This is a genomic window from Mycobacterium sp. MAA66, from assembly GCF_041261665.1.
Taxonomy (GTDB): domain Bacteria; phylum Actinomycetota; class Actinomycetes; order Mycobacteriales; family Mycobacteriaceae; genus Mycobacterium.
In genome coordinates this window covers 319,219-335,172 of sequence record NZ_JBGCCC010000004.1, presented here as the reverse complement: position 1 = coordinate 335,172, position 15,954 = coordinate 319,219, and the positions used below count along the sequence as shown (strand labels likewise).

Annotated in this window: 20 protein-coding genes and 1 riboswitch; of the genes, 11 read left to right on the top strand and 9 right to left on the bottom strand. The window is 67.2% G+C overall.

The genetic code is table 11. From position 1 onward, the window contains the following. Window positions 1–39: 39 nt before the first annotated feature. A complete protein-coding gene (locus ABIA30_RS15975) occupies window positions 40–471 on the bottom strand; it encodes a MarR family winged helix-turn-helix transcriptional regulator (protein ID WP_370066997.1) in 432 nt (143 codons plus the stop codon). Window positions 472–509: 38 nt separating this feature from the next. Here ABIA30_RS15975 and ABIA30_RS15970 point away from each other — a divergent pair, with 38 nt between their 5' ends. Next, a complete protein-coding gene (locus ABIA30_RS15970; protein ID WP_370066995.1) occupies window positions 510–788 on the top strand; it encodes a DUF2530 domain-containing protein in 279 nt (92 codons plus the stop codon). Between the two features lie 8 nt (window positions 789–796). After that, window positions 797–1,261 (top strand): SRPBCC family protein, encoded by a 465-nt coding sequence (locus ABIA30_RS15965; protein WP_370066993.1) that lies wholly within the window; start codon window positions 797–799, stop codon window positions 1,259–1,261. A 6-nt stretch (window positions 1,262–1,267) separates the two neighbouring features. On the opposite strand, the gene ABIA30_RS15960 is transcribed toward ABIA30_RS15965, so the two are convergent. Then, window positions 1,268–2,038: a DUF3027 domain-containing protein gene (locus tag ABIA30_RS15960; RefSeq protein WP_370066991.1), complete on the bottom strand. Its 771-nt coding sequence runs from the start codon at window positions 2,036–2,038 to the stop codon at window positions 1,268–1,270. An 88-nt stretch (window positions 2,039–2,126) separates the two neighbouring features. Between ABIA30_RS15960 and ABIA30_RS15955 the strand changes: the two genes are divergently transcribed. Together ABIA30_RS15955 and ABIA30_RS15950 are read left to right on the top strand one after the other, a co-directional pair. Further along, on the top strand, window positions 2,127–3,809 hold the full coding sequence (locus ABIA30_RS15955; RefSeq protein ID WP_370066989.1) for an MFS transporter: 1,683 nt from the start codon (window positions 2,127–2,129) through the stop codon (window positions 3,807–3,809). Between the two features lie 2 nt (window positions 3,810–3,811). Beyond that, entirely contained in the window at window positions 3,812–4,300 is a 489-nt protein-coding gene (locus tag ABIA30_RS15950; RefSeq protein WP_370066987.1) for a DUF2771 domain-containing protein, read from the top strand. 16 nt (window positions 4,301–4,316) lie between these two features. On the opposite strand, the gene ABIA30_RS15945 is transcribed toward ABIA30_RS15950, so the two are convergent. Together ABIA30_RS15945 and ABIA30_RS15940 are read right to left on the bottom strand one after the other, a co-directional pair. Next, window positions 4,317–5,318 (bottom strand): glutathione S-transferase family protein, encoded by a 1,002-nt coding sequence (locus ABIA30_RS15945; RefSeq protein WP_370066985.1) that lies wholly within the window; start codon window positions 5,316–5,318, stop codon window positions 4,317–4,319. Window positions 5,319–5,404: 86 nt separating this feature from the next. Then, entirely contained in the window at window positions 5,405–5,815 is a 411-nt protein-coding gene (locus ABIA30_RS15940; protein WP_370067130.1) for a cold-shock protein, read from the bottom strand. Window positions 5,816–5,961: 146 nt separating this feature from the next. On the opposite strand from ABIA30_RS15940, the gene ABIA30_RS15935 reads away from it, so the two are divergent. From ABIA30_RS15935 to ABIA30_RS15920, 4 genes are all read left to right on the top strand, one after another. After that, window positions 5,962–6,375 (top strand): YccF domain-containing protein, encoded by a 414-nt coding sequence (locus ABIA30_RS15935; RefSeq protein WP_370066983.1) that lies wholly within the window; start codon window positions 5,962–5,964, stop codon window positions 6,373–6,375. Further along, entirely contained in the window at window positions 6,372–7,361 is a 990-nt protein-coding gene (gene moaA / locus ABIA30_RS15930) for a GTP 3',8-cyclase MoaA (RefSeq protein WP_370066981.1), read from the top strand. The genes ABIA30_RS15935 and moaA overlap by 4 nt, the downstream gene beginning before the upstream one ends. A gap of 1 nt (window position 7,362) precedes the next feature. Next, window positions 7,363–7,620 carry a MoaD/ThiS family protein gene (locus ABIA30_RS15925; RefSeq protein ID WP_370066979.1) on the top strand — a complete coding sequence of 86 codons (258 nt, stop codon included), beginning with the start codon at window positions 7,363–7,365 and terminating at the stop codon, window positions 7,618–7,620. 208 nt (window positions 7,621–7,828) lie between these two features. Continuing rightward, a riboswitch (cyclic di-AMP (ydaO/yuaA leader) is annotated at window positions 7,829–8,033 on the top strand. An 8-nt stretch (window positions 8,034–8,041) separates the two neighbouring features. Further along, the gene (locus ABIA30_RS15920) at window positions 8,042–9,187 is read left to right on the top strand and encodes a transglycosylase family protein (RefSeq protein ID WP_370066977.1); all 1,146 of its coding nucleotides are present in this window, start codon (window positions 8,042–8,044) and stop codon (window positions 9,185–9,187) included. Window positions 9,188–9,250: 63 nt separating this feature from the next. Here the strand turns inward: ABIA30_RS15920 and ABIA30_RS15915 are convergent, their stop codons facing one another. The 4 genes from ABIA30_RS15915 to ABIA30_RS15900 are packed head-to-tail and all read right to left on the bottom strand — an operon-like array spanning window position 9,251 to window position 10,807. Continuing rightward, complete coding sequence (locus ABIA30_RS15915; protein ID WP_370066975.1) at window positions 9,251–9,673, bottom strand: molybdenum cofactor biosynthesis protein MoaE; 423 nt, start codon at window positions 9,671–9,673, stop codon at window positions 9,251–9,253. Then, window positions 9,673–10,146 carry a molybdenum cofactor biosynthesis protein B gene (locus ABIA30_RS15910; RefSeq protein ID WP_370067128.1) on the bottom strand — a complete coding sequence of 158 codons (474 nt, stop codon included), beginning with the start codon at window positions 10,144–10,146 and terminating at the stop codon, window positions 9,673–9,675. Before ABIA30_RS15910 ends, ABIA30_RS15915 begins: the two co-directional genes overlap by 1 nt. Continuing rightward, window positions 10,143–10,607 carry a cyclic pyranopterin monophosphate synthase MoaC gene (gene moaC / locus ABIA30_RS15905; RefSeq protein WP_370066973.1) on the bottom strand — a complete coding sequence of 155 codons (465 nt, stop codon included), beginning with the start codon at window positions 10,605–10,607 and terminating at the stop codon, window positions 10,143–10,145. Before moaC ends, ABIA30_RS15910 begins: the two co-directional genes overlap by 4 nt. A 2-nt stretch (window positions 10,608–10,609) precedes the next feature. Then, complete coding sequence (locus ABIA30_RS15900; RefSeq protein ID WP_370066971.1) at window positions 10,610–10,807, bottom strand: hypothetical protein; 198 nt, start codon at window positions 10,805–10,807, stop codon at window positions 10,610–10,612. Window positions 10,808–10,890: 83 nt separating this feature from the next. On the opposite strand from ABIA30_RS15900, the gene ABIA30_RS15895 reads away from it, so the two are divergent. Beyond that, on the top strand, window positions 10,891–13,134 hold the full coding sequence (locus ABIA30_RS15895) for a helicase-associated domain-containing protein (protein ID WP_370066969.1): 2,244 nt from the start codon (window positions 10,891–10,893) through the stop codon (window positions 13,132–13,134). A gap of 58 nt (window positions 13,135–13,192) precedes the next feature. Continuing rightward, window positions 13,193–14,842, top strand: a complete 1,650-nt coding sequence (locus tag ABIA30_RS15890) for a DNA repair helicase XPB (protein WP_370066967.1) — start codon at window positions 13,193–13,195, stop codon at window positions 14,840–14,842. Here the strand turns inward: ABIA30_RS15890 and ABIA30_RS15885 are convergent. Continuing rightward, window positions 14,839–15,171 (bottom strand): cupin domain-containing protein, encoded by a 333-nt coding sequence (locus tag ABIA30_RS15885; protein ID WP_370066965.1) that lies wholly within the window; start codon window positions 15,169–15,171, stop codon window positions 14,839–14,841. The genes ABIA30_RS15890 and ABIA30_RS15885 overlap by 4 nt on opposite strands. Window positions 15,172–15,290: 119 nt before the next feature. On the opposite strand from ABIA30_RS15885, the gene ABIA30_RS15880 reads away from it, so the two are divergent. After that, window positions 15,291–15,785, top strand: a complete 495-nt coding sequence (locus tag ABIA30_RS15880; RefSeq protein ID WP_370066963.1) for a hypothetical protein — start codon at window positions 15,291–15,293, stop codon at window positions 15,783–15,785. The last annotated feature ends 169 nt before the right edge of the window (window positions 15,786–15,954 follow it).

The window sequence follows — 15,954 nt, the reverse complement described above, 5'->3', positions numbered from 1 at the left end:
CGATTCCCCGGTCGCTCCGCTCCTGCCCTCCGACCGTCGTCACGGGCTCTCGTTGATCATCGCGAACATCAGGTCCGCGGCGGCCAACAGAGTCAGGCGATCCTCCGGACGCAGTTCATCGAGCCGCCGCTGCAGCCATTCCCGGCTGGCAGACTTCTCGGCCTCGAAGAGCTCGGTGCCCTCGGGCGATACCGACACCAGTACCTGCCGGCCGTCGTCGGGGTGCGCACTGCGCTCCACGAAACCGAGGTCGACCAGCGACGCGATCACGCGGGTCATCGAAGGCGGCCGGACCCGCTCCCGCACGGCCAGCGCGCCCGGGGTCATCGGACCGTTCTGGGCCAGCGTGGCCAGGGCCGACAGCTGGGTCAGCGACACCGGGGAATCGGGACGACGGAACCGGAGCTGCCGCGCCAATCGCATGACGGCCAACGACAAGTCATTGGCCAAGCGCTCGTCGACGTCCGTCACGACGACATAGCGTACCGACCGATCGGCTACGTTTAGCGATGATGGTCACCCCGACACCCCAACCGCAGGCAACGCCCGAACCCCCAGCGCTGCCCGGCCGTCTGCTGGACCCGCGCCCGGTGATCGTCGCCATCGCAGTGGGCTGGCTGGTGGCACTGGTCCTGGCATTCGCGGTGCCGGCCCTGCACGACTGGCGGCCGGTGACCGTTGCCGGCCTCGGTGTCGGGGTAGTCGGCACATCTATATTCCTGTGGCAGCGCAGAGCGGCACGCCGGGGTTCTCGGGGTGCCCAACGCGGACTGCTCACCGACGACTAGGAGACACCGTGGCTGGCGAAGCCCCCCTGTTGCAGACAGACATCACCATCGACGCTCCTGCGGCGAAGGTCTGGGCCCTGGTTTCCGACCTCAAGAACATGCCCAAGTGGAGCCCGCAGTGCCGGAAGATGAAGGCATTCGGCCCCGTTCAGGTCGGCACCAAGACCGCCAACCTGAATCGCCGCGGCCTGATGTTCTGGCCCACCACCGCGACCATCACCACATTCGAACCCGAGCGCAAGCTGGCGTTCCGGATCAACGAGAACGGCACTGAGTGGTCCTACGAGCTGGAACCTGCCGGTGAGGGCACCAAGCTGACCGCCAGCCGGCACGCCGAGAACGGTGTCAAGCCGATCTCCGGCACGTTGATCGATCGGTTCATGGGTGGGGTGCCGACCTTCGAGCAGGAACTCGTGGCCGGCATGAACACCTCGCTCGTCCGCATCAAGACCGCGGCCGAAGGCGCCTGGTAGCGGGCCTCAGCCCAATTCGACCATGCCGTCGTCGTACGGCTCGTACATCGGCGAACCGATGGGAGCCGGCGGCGGCGTGTCGGAGTGCGCACCGCAGCCGTACTCCCCGGCCACGACGCGGCCGTCAGCCGACATTTCGTTCGCGCACACGCCGAACACCGTCTGCAATGCACCGGAAAGCGGGATGAAGAATCCGCAGTCCCGGCACACCCGGCGGGTCGACCGAGCCATCGGCGACGCAGGCCCGTAATCACCGTCGAACCAGCGCTGGGCGGCATCGGCACGGCCCCAGTCACTGAGTACCTGGCGGCGGCCGAACCCGATCTCCGCGGCGACCTCGTCGACCTCGGCATCGCCGGAAGCCAGGTAGCCGGGCACCAGGCGCGGGTCGTCGGCCAGTGGGGCCAGCAGATCCCCAGGTGTCAGATCACCCGGTTGGACGCGGTCCTGCCAGGGCACCCACTGCGGGGCCAGTACTGCGTTAGGTCCGGGAATCAGGACCACCTCACTGATCGTGGTGTGGTCGGCGCCGGGATAGCCGGCGATCACGACCGCCCACTGCCAGCCCTGGTAGCCGGGCATGACCGCGAGGAATCGGTGGGTGACGGCGGCCGGATCGTCCAGGCTGGCACCTAGGTACTCGCCGACCACACCCGCGCCGCTGAATTCGATGATCGCGGCGCGCGCCTGCTCGACGGCAGCGGTCAAGATCGCGGCAAGATCGGGCGAGGTCGACTCGATCGGGGCGGTCGACTCGGTGTCAGTGGGCGTGTCCATCGTGGTCAATACTGCCTGAGCCCCTGTCGACATGGCCACACCGGCCACCTGCGGGCCGCTGTCAGCGCGATGGGGAACAATCATCGTCATGAATGGGTCGTCGCGCAGCGGGAGGGATTCCGCTTCCGGGGATCCGCGCTACTACCCGCCGCGCCCACCCCGCGGCCAGCCGGACGAACACCCCGGCATGGCCAACTACCCGAGCGATGGCGACTTCCACCGGCCGCCCCGCCAGCCGTCCTCCAGTTCCAACCGCTGGCTGCCGCCACTTGACGACAGGTCCGGACGCACACAGCATTACGGGCCCGACCACGAGCGTCGGTCGACCGGCGCGGGCCGCAGCGAGAAGGTCACCGTCACCCGTGCCGCGGCCCAGCGCAGCCGGGAAATGGGCTCGAAGATGTACGACTTCGTGCAGCGCGCAGCCACCGCCGACGGCGCGGACAAATCCGGGCTGACGGCGCTGACCTGGCCAGTGGTCGCCAATAACGCAGTCGACGCCGCAATGGGCATCGCCTTGGCCAATACCCTGTTCTTCGCCGCGGCCTCCGGTGAGTCCAAGAGCAAGGTCGCCCTCTACCTGTTGATCACCATCGCCCCGTTCGCGGTCATCGCTCCGCTCATCGGACCCGCGCTGGACCGGCTCCAGCACGGCCGCCGGGTCGCCCTCGCGGGCTCTTTCGCGTTGCGCACCGTGCTGGCGCTGATTCTCATCGCGAACTTCGACGGCACCAACAGCACGTATCCGCCGTGGATTCTGTATCCGTGCGCGCTCGGCATGATGGTGCTCTCCAAGTCGTTCAGCGTACTGCGCAGCGCCATGACACCACGGGTGCTGCCACCGACCATCGACCTGGTCCGGGTCAATTCCCGGCTGACCACCTTCGGTCTGCTGGGCGGTACGACACTCGGCGGTGGTATCGCAGCGGCCAGTGAGTACCTACTCGGGCTCATCCATTTTCCCGGCGCGCTGTACGTCGTCCTGGCGGTCACCGTGGCCGGGACGGTGTTGTCGATGCGCATCCCCAAATGGGTGGAGGTCACCGAGGGCGAGGTCCCCGCGACACTGTCCTATCACGCGCCCACCGAGAAGCTCCGTCGCCAACCCCATGGCAAGGCGCCGCGACAACCGTTGGGTCGCAACATCATCACCTCATTGTGGGGCAACTGCACGATGAAGGTTCTGGTGGGCTTCCTGTTCCTGTATCCGGCGTTCGTCGCGAAATCACATCAAGACGCCAGCGCCGTGGAGCAGCTGAAGATCCTCGGCCTCATCGGCGCTGCGGCGGGCATCGGCACGTTCGCCGGGAACATCGCCAGTGCCCGCATCAAGCTGGGTCACCCCGCCCGACTGGTGGTCTGGACGACCGTGATCGTCACCGCGGCGGCATTGGTGGCCGCGGTGAGTGGCAACCTCCTGATGGCTGCGATCGCCGCGCTGATCACCTCGTCGGCGTCCGCAATCTCGAAGGCCTCGCTGGACGCCTCCCTGCAGGACGACCTGCCGGAAGAATCGCGCGCATCAGCGTTCGGGCGGTCCGAATCCGTACTGCAGTTGGCCTGGGTGATCGGCGGGGCCATCGGTGTACTGATCTACACCGATCTGTCGATAGGCTTCACCGCCGTCACCGCAGTGCTCATCCCTGGCCTGGCCCAGACCCTGGTGAGCTACAACGGTGCGTCACTGATACCGGGCCTGGGCGGTAACCGTCCGGTGTTCGCCGAAAAGGAGGGGCCCAGACCGAATTTCGCGTCTGCGCCCAGAGGATAGAGATGAAACGAATTGTCGCGATGCTGGCTGCTGTCGCATTGGTGGCGACGACCGGCACCGGCGTCCTGATCTGGCGGATGTCCCGCAGCTACGGGCCCAACCTGCCCCAGATCAGCGCCTTCAGCAATGGCCAACTGACCCGGGTCGGTCCGTACAGCTATTGCGAGGTGCTCAACCTCGACAAGTGCATAGTCCCGGCGGTATGGGGCGAGCTGACGGTGAATTCCCGTCACCCCGTTCAGCTTTCGGTTCCCGAACAGATCGCGCGTGCACCGTGGGTCCTGCAGCTGGCATACGAGGATTCACCACTGGCACAGATGAAATGGATCCGACCGAACACCCGGATGACCATGACCATCCCGACTCTCGACCCCAACCACGGGCGACTACTCGGGTTCGCCGTGCAACTGCTGACCATGGTGCGCGACGCCAACGGCAGTGAGGGACCGGTTCCACACGCGGAGTGGTCGGTCCGGACCAACTGGAACTGACGCTCGGGCGTCCGCCTCAGGCGCCGTGACCGACCGGCACCCGTTCGGCCTCGCGGACCGGTCCGGGTGCACAGCCATCACCAAAAGGTCTGCCGCCCAACACTTCCCGACCGTGCGGAGTGAGCCAGTTGGCCAGCTCGGGTCCTTTCGGCACGATCTGCGTGGGGTTGATGTCGGCATGCACGATGTAGTAGTGCTGCTTGATCTGCACAAAATCGACGGTGTCGCCGAAACCCGGTGTCTGGAACAGATCTCGGGCGTAGGCCCACAGCACGGGCATCTCGGCAAGCTTGGACCGGTTGCATTTGAAGTGGCCGTGATAGACCGGGTCGAACCGGGCCAGGGTGGTGAACAGCCGCACGTCGGCCTCGGTGATGGCGTCGCCCACCAGATACCTTTGCTCACTGAGTCTTTCGGTGAGCCAGTCCAGCGCCGTGAACAGCCGGTCGTAGCCGGCGTCATAGGCCTGCTGTGACCCGGCGAACCCACAGCGATACACCCCGTTGTTGACCTCGGTGTACACCCGGCGCGCCACCTCGTCGATCTCGGTGCGCAGGTGTTCCGGATACAAACGCGGAGCACCGTCACGGTGATAGTCGATCCATTCGGTGGATAGATCCAGGGTCATCTGAGGAAAGTCATTGGTCACCACTGCTCCGGAGGGCACGTCGACGATCGCCGGCACCGTAATGCCCTTCGGATAGCCCGGTACCCGTTTGAAGTAGGCATCCTGCAACCGCGGAATCTTCAGTACCGGGTCGATGCCGCCGGGGTCCAGGTCGAAGGTCCAGCTGCGCTGGTCGTGCGTCGGGCCGCAAAAGCCAATGGAGAGCACGTCTTCGAGACCCAGCAGGCGGCGCACGATGATCGCGCGGTTCGCCCATGGACATGCCCTCGCGACGATCAGCCGGTACCGGCCGGGCTCGACGGGATACCCGTCACTTCCGTCGCGGGTAATCCGGCTGGTGAGGTAGTTCGTGTCGCGGGTGTACTCGGTACCGGGATTGACGTACGTCACAACCCCAGTGTTCCCGTCCAACGTTGGCTTGTGTGCGAGAAATCAATGGATCCTCGAACACAGGCCAACGTTCGGCGGGCGCGGCCCTACGCGTCGAGCTCCCGCGCGACAGCCTTGACCACCTCGGACACCTTGCGAGCGGTCTTGCGGTCGGGGTAGCGACCACGTCGCAACTCCGACTGGACCGCGTCCTCGAGCAGCGTGATCATGTCCGACACCATGCCGTGCAATTCGTCGGGCGTGTGCTTGTGCTCCGGCGCCGTCGACTCCCGACGGGTGCGCGCCAGGCTGGGCGGCGGGTCGATGAGTTTGAGGCTCAACGCCTGCGGGCCGCGACGACCGGCAGCCACGCCGAACTCGACACGCTGGCCCGCCTTGAGCCCCTCGACCCCGTCGGGCAGAGCAGAGGACCGCACATATACGTCCTCGCCCTCTTCCTGGGACAGGAAGCCGAAGCCCTTCTCGGTGTCATACCACTTAACCCGGCCGGTCGGCACTGGTCTCACCCGCTCGCTCTACACATCTGGTCACATAACAGAAGCGCCCCACATGGGCAGGACGCGTTGGCTGTAGATCTTACTCGGCTACGAAGATCGGCAGCATCCCCATTACTGGGTAGGGTGAGGAAACGGCTGGAGGAAACATGCGGTTGGTCCTGAACATCATCTGGTTGATCTTCGGCGGCCTGTGGCTGGCACTCGGCTATTTCCTTGCGGCACTGGTCTGTTTCGTACTGATCATCACCATCCCGTTCGGCGTCGCGGCCACCCGGATCGGCCTCTACGCCCTGTGGCCGTTCGGCCAGACCGTCATCGACAAGCCCGGTCCGCGGCCCGGCGCCCTGATCGGCAATGTCCTCTGGATCGTCCTGTGCGGCTGGTGGCTGGTGCTCGGCCACATCGTCACCGCGATCGCCCAAGCCCTCACCATCGTCGGCATTCCACTGGCCCTGGCCAACCTGAAATTGATCCCGGTCTCGCTGATGCCGCTGGGCAAGCAGATCGTGCCGGTTGACTCGATCCCGACATCCGGGCCCGCATTCGGGAACTCCCGATGACGCTGCGTGACTCCTACGGCCGAACCGCCACCGATCTGCGGGTGTCTCTGACCGACCGGTGCAATCTGCGGTGCACCTATTGCATGCCCGCCGAGGGGCTGTCCTGGCTGCCGAAGCCGGAATTACTGCGCATCGACGAACTGGTCCGCCTGTTGGGTCTGGCGGTACACCGGCTCGGCATCACCAACATCCGGTTCACCGGCGGCGAGCCTCTGCTGGCGCCACATCTGGAAGAAGCGGTGTCCGCCGCGGCAGCGTTGTCTCCGCGTCCACGGATTGCCTTGACCACCAACGGGATCGGACTTGCGGCCCGTGCCGAGGCGCTCAAGCGTGCGGGCCTGGACCGGGTGAACGTGTCACTCGATACGGTCGATCCCGAGCGGTTCGCCCGCGTCACCCGGCGCGATCGGTTGAACGACGTCCTCGCCGGGCTCGAGGGAGCCGCCGCGGCCGGGCTGACACCGGTCAAGGTCAATGCCGTACTGGACCCAGAAACCGGGCTGGACGATGCGGTGGCGCTCCTGGAGTTCTGTCTGGATCGCGGCTACCAGCTGCGGATCATCGAGCAGATGCCGTTGGATGCCGGCCACCTCTGGCGACGCGGTCAGACACTGACCGCCGACGCCATCCTCGCGACGCTGCACAGCCGATTCCAGTTGACCCCGGACCCGGCTCCGCGCGGTTCGGCTCCCGCCGAGCTGTGGCAGGTCGATGGCGGGCGGGGCACCGTCGGCGTCATCGCGTCGGTGTCGACGCCGTTCTGCGGTGCCTGCGACCGGACCCGGTTGACCGCCGACGGCCAAGTGCGCAGCTGCCTGTTCAGCCGGCAGGAGACCGACCTGCGCGGGCTGATCCGCAGCGGCGCGGACGACGACGCCCTGGTGCAGGCATGGCAGGACGCGATGTGGGCCAAACCGGCCGGTCACGGCATCAACGAGCCCGGCTTCGTTCAGCCGGACCGCCCGATGAGCGCCATCGGTGGATGAGGTGAGCCAGATCGACGTCACGGTCCGGTATTTCGCGGCCGCACAGGCCGCCACCGGAATCGAGACCGAAACGTTGCATCTCTCGGATGGCACGACGATCCGCGAACTCGTGGACTCTATTGGTACGCGTGGTGCGCATGTGGCCAAAGTGCTCGCACGCTGCTCGTTCCTTCGCGACGGCGTCGCTGTCCGCAACCGGGACGACGCTCTCCGAACAAACCAGACGCTCGATGTGTTACCGCCCTTCGCCGGCGGATGATCGTGATTTGCGTCACATAACAAAACGGTTACGGACTGGCCACGAGCCGGTGGCACGCCGTATATACCTGCGAAAACGCCCGAACATCCAGCGGCTTTAACGCTCTCTCATAATTTGCCGGAGGCTGAAACGCCGAAAACCGCCCAAGGTGACGGATACCGCATGAGCCGATACCGTCATGGCCTGAGCCACTTGAGAGTGGCCAGCCATACCCGAAACGCCGAGCTCCATCCGCCGGGCATGGTCAACCACAAACACCGTGGATGGAGGCGGGGGACCCACCGGTCCACCGAATCGCAGGACCAGGAACGCAAGTTCCTTGGGGTGAAGCCAGAGTCGGAAACGACCCAGGCCGGGCAACCTCTCCAGCCCGAACCCGACAGCTGACCTCGCAGGCGTTGACGAGAGGAATGCCTTTCTTATGAGTGGACGGCACCGCAAGCCCACTACCTCTACTGTCAGCGTCGCCAAGATCGCCGTAACCGGCGCGGTACTCGGTGGCGGCAGCCTCGCCCTCGCCGGTCAGGCCGCAGCCGCGACCGACGGCGAATGGGATCAGGTCGCACGCTGCGAATCCGGCGGCAACTGGGCTATCAACACCGGCAACGGTTACCAGGGCGGCTTGCAGTTCTCGCCGGGTACCTGGTCCGCCCACGGTGGCGGTGAATACGCCCCCGCGGCCAACATGGCCTCCAAGGATGAGCAGATCGCGGTCGCCGAGCGCGTGCTGGCCAGCCAGGGCCGCGGCGCCTGGCCGGTCTGCGGACACGGCTTGTCCGGCTCGTCGCCGCGCAACGTGACCAAGTCCGAGCCGATGGACAACAAGGTCAACGCCGCCGACGCTCCGGCCCCCGACGCTCCGGCTCCCGACGCCCCGGCTCCCGACGCCGCCGCACCGATGGATGCCCCGGTGCCCGCTCCCCCGGCCGATGCAGCTCCTCTTCCCCCGGCCCCCGACGCCCCGGCTCCCGACGCCGCGCCCATGGACGCGCCGCTGCCGCCCGCTCCGGCAGTGGTCAACGTCTCCGACGCTCCGGCCCCGGACGCCCCCGTCGGCCCGACCATCCAAGCAGCCAGCTGGGACACCAGCAACGGCCCGGCGCCCATCGCGCAGGGTGAGGGTTGGGCACTGCATGTCGGCGCGCCGCAGGACCTGCCGCCGGCGCCCCCGGCGCCTGCCGCCGACGCTCCGGAGCCCGCCGCGGCCCCCCAAACTGCTCCCGGTGCCGCCCCGGTTGCCACGCCGATCGCTGCCGGCGCTCAGGCCACTCCGGACGGTGTGCCGCACCTGGCGAGCCCGCAGAACCTGCCGCCCGGCGCCACCATGGATCAGGGCGACGACTCCGGCTCCAGCCCGAACGTGAGCTACCTCAAGCAGCTTTGGCACGCCGTACAGAACCAGGACATCTCTGGTCGCGACGCGTTGCTGGCCGTGGCCTCGCAGCGCTCGATGATGGAGGGATCTCCGTCGGGCTCGATCCCGGCACCGCCGAACACACCGGGTGCCCCGGCCGCTCCGGCGCCCGGCCCGGTCGACGCGCCTGCTGCACCGGCTCCCGCCAACTGACGACGCAACAAAAAATGCCGCCCCAATTCCGGGGCGGCATTTTTTGTCGTCGGGACCGCGGTCTCAGGCCGAGCCGACCCATTCGTCGGTCCCGTCGGCGAAGAACTGGTGTTTCCACACCGGCAGCCGCGCCTTGACGGTGTCGACGAGCAGCGCGCAGGTGTGGAACGCTGCCGCGCGATGATCGGCCGATACCGCCGCAACCAAGGCGGCGTCACCGATCTGTAGGACGCCGATCCGGTGACTGACGGCGATCGCCCGCACGCCCGTGCACGACGCGGCTACTTCGGCGGCCACCTCGGCCAGGGTCTGCTCAGCCGACGGATGCCCCGAGTACTCCAGGTGGGTCACCGACCGTCCGCCGTCGTGGTCGCGCACCACCCCGGAGAAGCTCACCACCGCCCCCGCCGCACGATGGTCGACGAGCGCCTCGTGTTCGGCCACCACGATCGGCGATTCGCTGAGCTCGGCCCGCAACACGATCATCAGTGATCCTTCCCGCCGAGCTGGTCCAGCGCGTGGTCCAGCACCTCGGACAGCACGCCGAGTCCGTCCTTCACCCCGCCGGGCGAACCCGGCAGGTTGACGATCAAAGTGCGATCGGCTACCCCACACACCCCGCGGGACAGCACAGAGGTCGGGACCTTCGGCAGGCCGGCCCGCCGGATGGCGTCGGCCAGCCCCGGAATCTGATAATCGAGGACCGCCGCCGTCACTTCCGGGGTGGCGTCGGTGGGCGAGATGCCGGTGCCACCGGAGGTGAGCACAATCGCGACGCCGTCGTCTACGGCCGCGCGCAGTGCCACACCCACCGGTTCACCGTCGGGGACGACAACCGGACCGGCGACGTCGAATCCGCGGTCGGCGAGCCACGCCACGATCGATGGTCCGGTGCGGTCCTGGTAGGCCCCGGCGGCCGCCCGGGTCGAGGCGATGATGACGCGGGCACTGCGCGTCACCTCGTCCACGTGCCCGTCTTGCCGCCCTCTTTGCGCAGCACCCGGATGTCGTCGATGCGGGCGGCCGGGTCAACGGCCTTGATCATGTCGTAAAGCGTGAGTGCGGTGACGCTGACCGCAGTCAGAGCTTCCATCTCGACGCCGGTGCGGTCAGTGGTGCGCACGGTGGCCGTGATCGCGATGTGCGCGCTGTGCACGTCGAAGTCCACGTCGACACCGGTGAGGGCCAGCGGATGACACAGCGGGACGAGGTCGCTGGTGCGCTTGGCCGCCATGATCCCGGCGATGCGGGCGGTCGCCAGCGCGTCGCCCTTGGGCAGGCCACCGCTGGTGATGAGGTCGACGACGTCGGCGCGGGTACGCAACACTCCGGCAGCAACTGCGCTGCGCCGGGTGGCGTCCTTGCCGGTCACATCGACCATGTGGGCCGCACCCGAATCGTCCAGGTGCGAAAGTCCCATGACTACTTGTTGATGACGGTGACCGGGTGGGTGTATGGCAGCGTTTCGGCCGGCACGGGGAACTCCAAATCGCCGAATGGCGAGAGTGCACCGGTGCGGTCCGTTGCCAGCTCGCTGACGGCGTGGTCGTCGTGACCGTTCACCTCAGGCCAGCCGTTGTCGACGTAGTGGTTCTTGCTCTTCTCAGCCACGGATGACATTGTGGCAGGCCCGGCGTCCGCTGGCGAGCTCGGGCTTCCCGGACGCGAGGAGGAATACGGCTCCTGCTTTACGCTGGTCAGCAATGACCGATCATTCCCCGGGCGCGCAACTGGGCTCCTGGTTGGCCGACTTGTCCGATGAGCAGCTGGTGCACTTGCTGCAGGCTCGGCCCGATCTCACCCAGCCGCCGCCGGCCACGCTGGCGGCGTTGGCCGCTCGGGCCCAGTCCCGGCAATCGGTCAAAGCCGCCACCGATGACCTGGACTTTTTGCACCTCGCTGTACTCGACGCGCTCTTGACGCTGCATGCCGACAGGGCGCCGGTGCCCAACTCCGAGCTGGTCGGCACGCTGCGCGACCGCACCGATGAAGCGGCTTTGACCGCCGCAGTCGATGACCTGCGCGCCCGAGGATTGGTGTGGGGCGCCGACACCATCCGCACGGTTTCGGAGGCCGCATCCTGCCTGCCCTGGCAGCCGGGTCAGGTCACCCTGGAGAGCACCGACCTCCAGGGCCTCGACGCGGCATTGGCGACCGTCGACCCCACCCAGCGGGAGCTGCTGGAACGTCTGGCGGACGGCTCACCCATCGGCCGCACCCGGGAAGCCGCACCTGACACTCCCGTGCAGCGCCCGGTTCCCCAGCTGATCGCCGCCGGTCTGTTGCGCCGGCTCGACGACGAGACGGTGCTGCTGCCCCGGCTGGTCGGTCAGCTGCTGCGCGGTCAGACGCCGGGCCCGACCGAGTTGACACCGCCGGGATCGGATCTGCCGGTGCTGGCCGAACGCGACGTCGACGCGGCCGCCGCCGGGGCTGCCATCGACATTCTGCGCGAGGTCGAGCTGGTCCTCGAAACACTTTCCGCCACACCGGTTCCCGAACTGCGCAGCGGTGGCCTGGGCGTTCGGGAAGCCAAGCGGCTGACCAAGGTGACCGGCATCGACGAGCGTCGACTGGCCCTGGTCCTCGAGGTGGCCGTCGGCGCCGGGTTGATCGCGTCCGGTGAGGCCGAATGGCTGGACGACCCCGGCCCGTACTGGGCACCGACCGTAGCCACCGACCGTTTCCTGGAATCCAGCACCGCGGCGCGGTGGCACCTGCTGGTGTCGACCTGGTTCGAGCTGCCGTCCCGGCCCGGTCTGATCGGCGAACGCGGGCCGGACGGCAAACCCTATGCGGCATTGACCCCTGCGTTGTACTCGACCGCTGCGCCACTGGACCGGCGGCTGCTGGTGACGATGCTGGCCGACCTACCGCCGGGCAGCTCGGTGAACAACACCTTGACGGCCTCCGCCGCGCTGCTCTGGCACCGCCCCCGATGGGCGGCCCGACTGCAGCCGAAGCCGGTCGACGACCTGCTCACCGAGGCCCATGCACTGGGGTTGCTCGGCCGCGGCGCACTCGCCGGCCCGATGCGGCTGCTGCTGACCGAAGACAACGAAGAGGCCATGGTCGCGGCACTGGCCAAGGTGCTGCCCGACCCGATCGATCACTTCCTGGTCCAGGCCGACCTGACCGTGGTGGTGCCCGGCCCGCTGCAGCGCGATCTGGCCGAACAGCTGGCCGTCGTCGCCGATGTCGAGTCCGCGGGCGCAGCCATGGTGTACCGGGTCAGCGAAGCCTCCGTCCGGCGTGCCCTGGACACCGGCAAGACCGCCAGCGAGTTGCACGCACTGTTCGGTCGGCATTCCAAAACGTCAGTGCCCCAAGGTCTTACCTATCTGATCGACGATGTCGCCCGCCGGCACGGTCAGCTTCGGGTGGGCATGGCCGCCTCGTTCGTGCGATGCGAGGATCCGGTGCTGCTGACGCAGGCGGTGGCCTCGCCGCTGCTCGAACATCTGGACATGCGGGCCCTGGCGCCCACCGTCGCGGTATCGCAAGCCCCGATCTCGGAGGTGCTCGCGGCATTGCGGCGGGCCGGCTTCGCACCCGCCGCCGAGGATTCGGCCGGCGCTATCGTGGACATCCGGCCGCGGGGTGTGCGGGTGCCGGCACCGCTGCACCGTCGTCGATACCGGCACCCGGGGACGCCGCCGGTGAAGACGCTCGGCGCGATCGTCGCGGTACTGCGCCAGTCCGGTCGGATGGCCGCGGGTGGACGGCTGGACCCGGCGACCGCGATCTCACTGTTGACCGAGGCGGCGCTGATGCAGGCATCGGTGGTGATCGGTTACGTCGACGCGGCCGGGGTCGCGGCCCAGCGGGTGGTGTCACCGGTGAACGTGCGCGGCGGCCAGCTGACCGCCTACGATCCGACGGCCGGCAGGGTCCGTGAGTTCGCGATCCACCGCATCACCTCGGTGGTGTCGTCCGAGTCTGGATAATGGACCGAATGAGTCTGGAGCACCATGACTGGGCAGCGAGTAACGGAGTGGACCGCGGATGACTGACGGCCCGCTGATCGTCCAATCGGACAAGACCGTCCTGCTGGAGATCGACCATGAGCAGGCCGGCGCCGCGCGCGCGGCCATCGCGCCGTTCGCCGAACTGGAACGCGCGCCCGAGCACGTGCACACCTACCGGATCACACCGCTGGCCCTGTGGAACGCCCGCGCCGCCGGGCATGACGCCGAGCAGGTCGTCGACGCGCTGGTGTCGTTCTCACGGTACGCGGTGCCACAGCCGCTGCTGGTCGACATCGTCGACACCATGGGCCGCTACGGCCGACTGCAGCTGGTCAAGCATCCGGCGCACGGGCTGACCCTGCTGAGCCTGGATCGCGCGGTGCTCGCAGAAGTGTTGCGCAACAAGAAGATCGCCCCGATGCTCGGCGCGCAGATCGACGCCGACACCGTGATCGTGCACCCGTCCGAGCGCGGCCGGGTCAAACAAATGCTACTCAAGATCGGTTGGCCCGCAGAGGATCTCGCCGGTTACGTGAACGGCGAGGCACATCCGATCGCCCTGGAGCAGGACGGCTGGAAGCTGCGGGACTACCAGGAGATGGCGGCCGACTCGTTCTGGGCCGGCGGCTCGGGCGTGGTGGTACTGCCGTGCGGCGCGGGCAAGACGATGGTGGGCGCCGCGGCGATGGCCAAGGCCGGTGCCACCACTCTGATCCTGGTCACCAATACCGTGGCAGGTCGGCAGTGGAAGCGCGAGCTGATCGCCCGCACTTCCCTGACCGAGGAGGAGATCGGCGAATATTCGGGCGAGCGCAAGGAGATTCGTCCGGTCACCATCGCCACGTACCAGGTGATCACCCGGCGTACCAAGGGTGAGTACAAACACCTTGAGCTGTTCGACAGCCGGGACTGGGGCCTGATCATCTACGACGAGGTGCACCTGCTGCCGGCTCCGGTGTTCCGGATGACCGCCGATCTGCAGTCCCGCCGTCGACTTGGCTTGACCGCCACTCTGATTCGGGAAGACGGCCGCGAGGGCGACGTGTTCTCTTTGATCGGCCCCAAGCGTTATGACGCGCCGTGGAAGGACATCGAGGCACAGGGCTGGATCGCCCCGGCGGAGTGCATCGAGGTCCGGGTCACCATGACCGACAACGAGCGGATGATCTACGCGACGGCCGAGCCCGAGGAACGCTACAAACTGTGCTCGACGGCGCACACCAAGATCGCGGTGGTGAAGTCCATCCTGGAGCGTCACCCCGACGAACCGACGCTGGTGATCGGCGCCTACCTGGACCAGTTGGAAGAACTCGGCGAAGAACTGAATGCACCCGTCATCCAGGGTTCGACCAAGAACGCCGAGCGGGAGAAGCTGTTCGACGCGTTCCGCTCCGGTGAGATCCGTACCCTGGTGGTGTCGAAGGTGGCCAACTTCTCCATCGACCTGCCGGAAGCCTCTGTGGCAGTCCAGGTTTCCGGAACCTTTGGATCCCGCCAGGAAGAGGCCCAGCGACTGGGCCGACTGTTGCGCCCCAAGGCCGACGGCGGCGGCGCGGTGTTCTATTCGGTGGTGTCCCGCGACAGCTTGGACGCCGAGTACGCCGCGCACCGGCAGCGATTCCTGGCCGAGCAGGGCTACGGCTACATCATCAAGGACGCCGACGATCTGCTCGGGCCTGCGATCTAGCGGCCCTTGACGACAGTCAGCAGCACCACGGAGTCGGCCAGGGCCCGCAGGCTGTGCCGGGTCGACGGGATGATCAGGTGATCGCCGGCCATGCCGTCCCAACTGGCTTGTTCGCTGACCAGCTGCACGCGGCCCTGCAACACCTGCAGGGTGGCCTCGCCGGGACTTTCGTGCTCGGCCAGTTCATTGCCGTCGGCCAGGGCGATCAGGGTCTGCCGCAGGGCATGCTCGTGGCCGCCGTAGACCGTGTGCGCGCTGCGCCCGCCACTGCCGTCCCGGGCAATTTCGAGGTGCTGCCGGGCCAACGCGGTCAGTGAAATCTTCTCCATGGTTCGACTATCCGCCTGTCCGGCACGCATCGGAACCGATTGGGAATTGCGGTTAACCGCAACGCAACTGTGCGGCCACCCTTGATGCCTCGACTGCCCAGAACCGTCATGGTGGTGCAGTGAACCGAGCCGCAGCAGCCCACGTCTCGGACCGGACCGCCAGCCCGGGCCTGCCGATGTCGGCGGCGGACCGAAAGCAAGCCGAGTTGTTCGCAGCATTGCTCGGCGAGCACCGCGAGCAGATCGCCGCGGACATCCGCAGTACCGCAGCAGCTATCGCACATCACCAGGACAGCGGCGACGCCCTCTCGTCGCATCGTCTGCGGCAAGCCTTCCGCCATATGTCCCGCGCGCAGAACGAGCTCGACCTGCTCTGCCACAGTGTGCGTCGCAGACTCAGCGCCGAAGTACTTGAGGTCACCAAACTGCCGCGCCATTTCGACATCACAGTGAAGCGGCGGCGCACTGGTTGGCGCATGGAGATACCCACGTTCGGCGTGGTTCTGGCAAACATCGACAGCCGCGCCGAAGCCGAGGCCATCGGCAGGTCCATCATCGCGGCGGTCACCGGACTGCCGGCCGCTGCCATCGTGGTCCACCCACTCGTGGGCTGACCGCTCACCGAACTTCACCGAGGGCATCGCTTCCTCATCAACCCTCGATAAGCCTTCGTGGACTGCACTTCTCACCTATGGCGGCGAGCCACCATCCGGACATGGCGGGTAACCACACCATTTGCCGCGTTTGATTTCCGTTAACCCGAATTCGACACCTCATTCACCG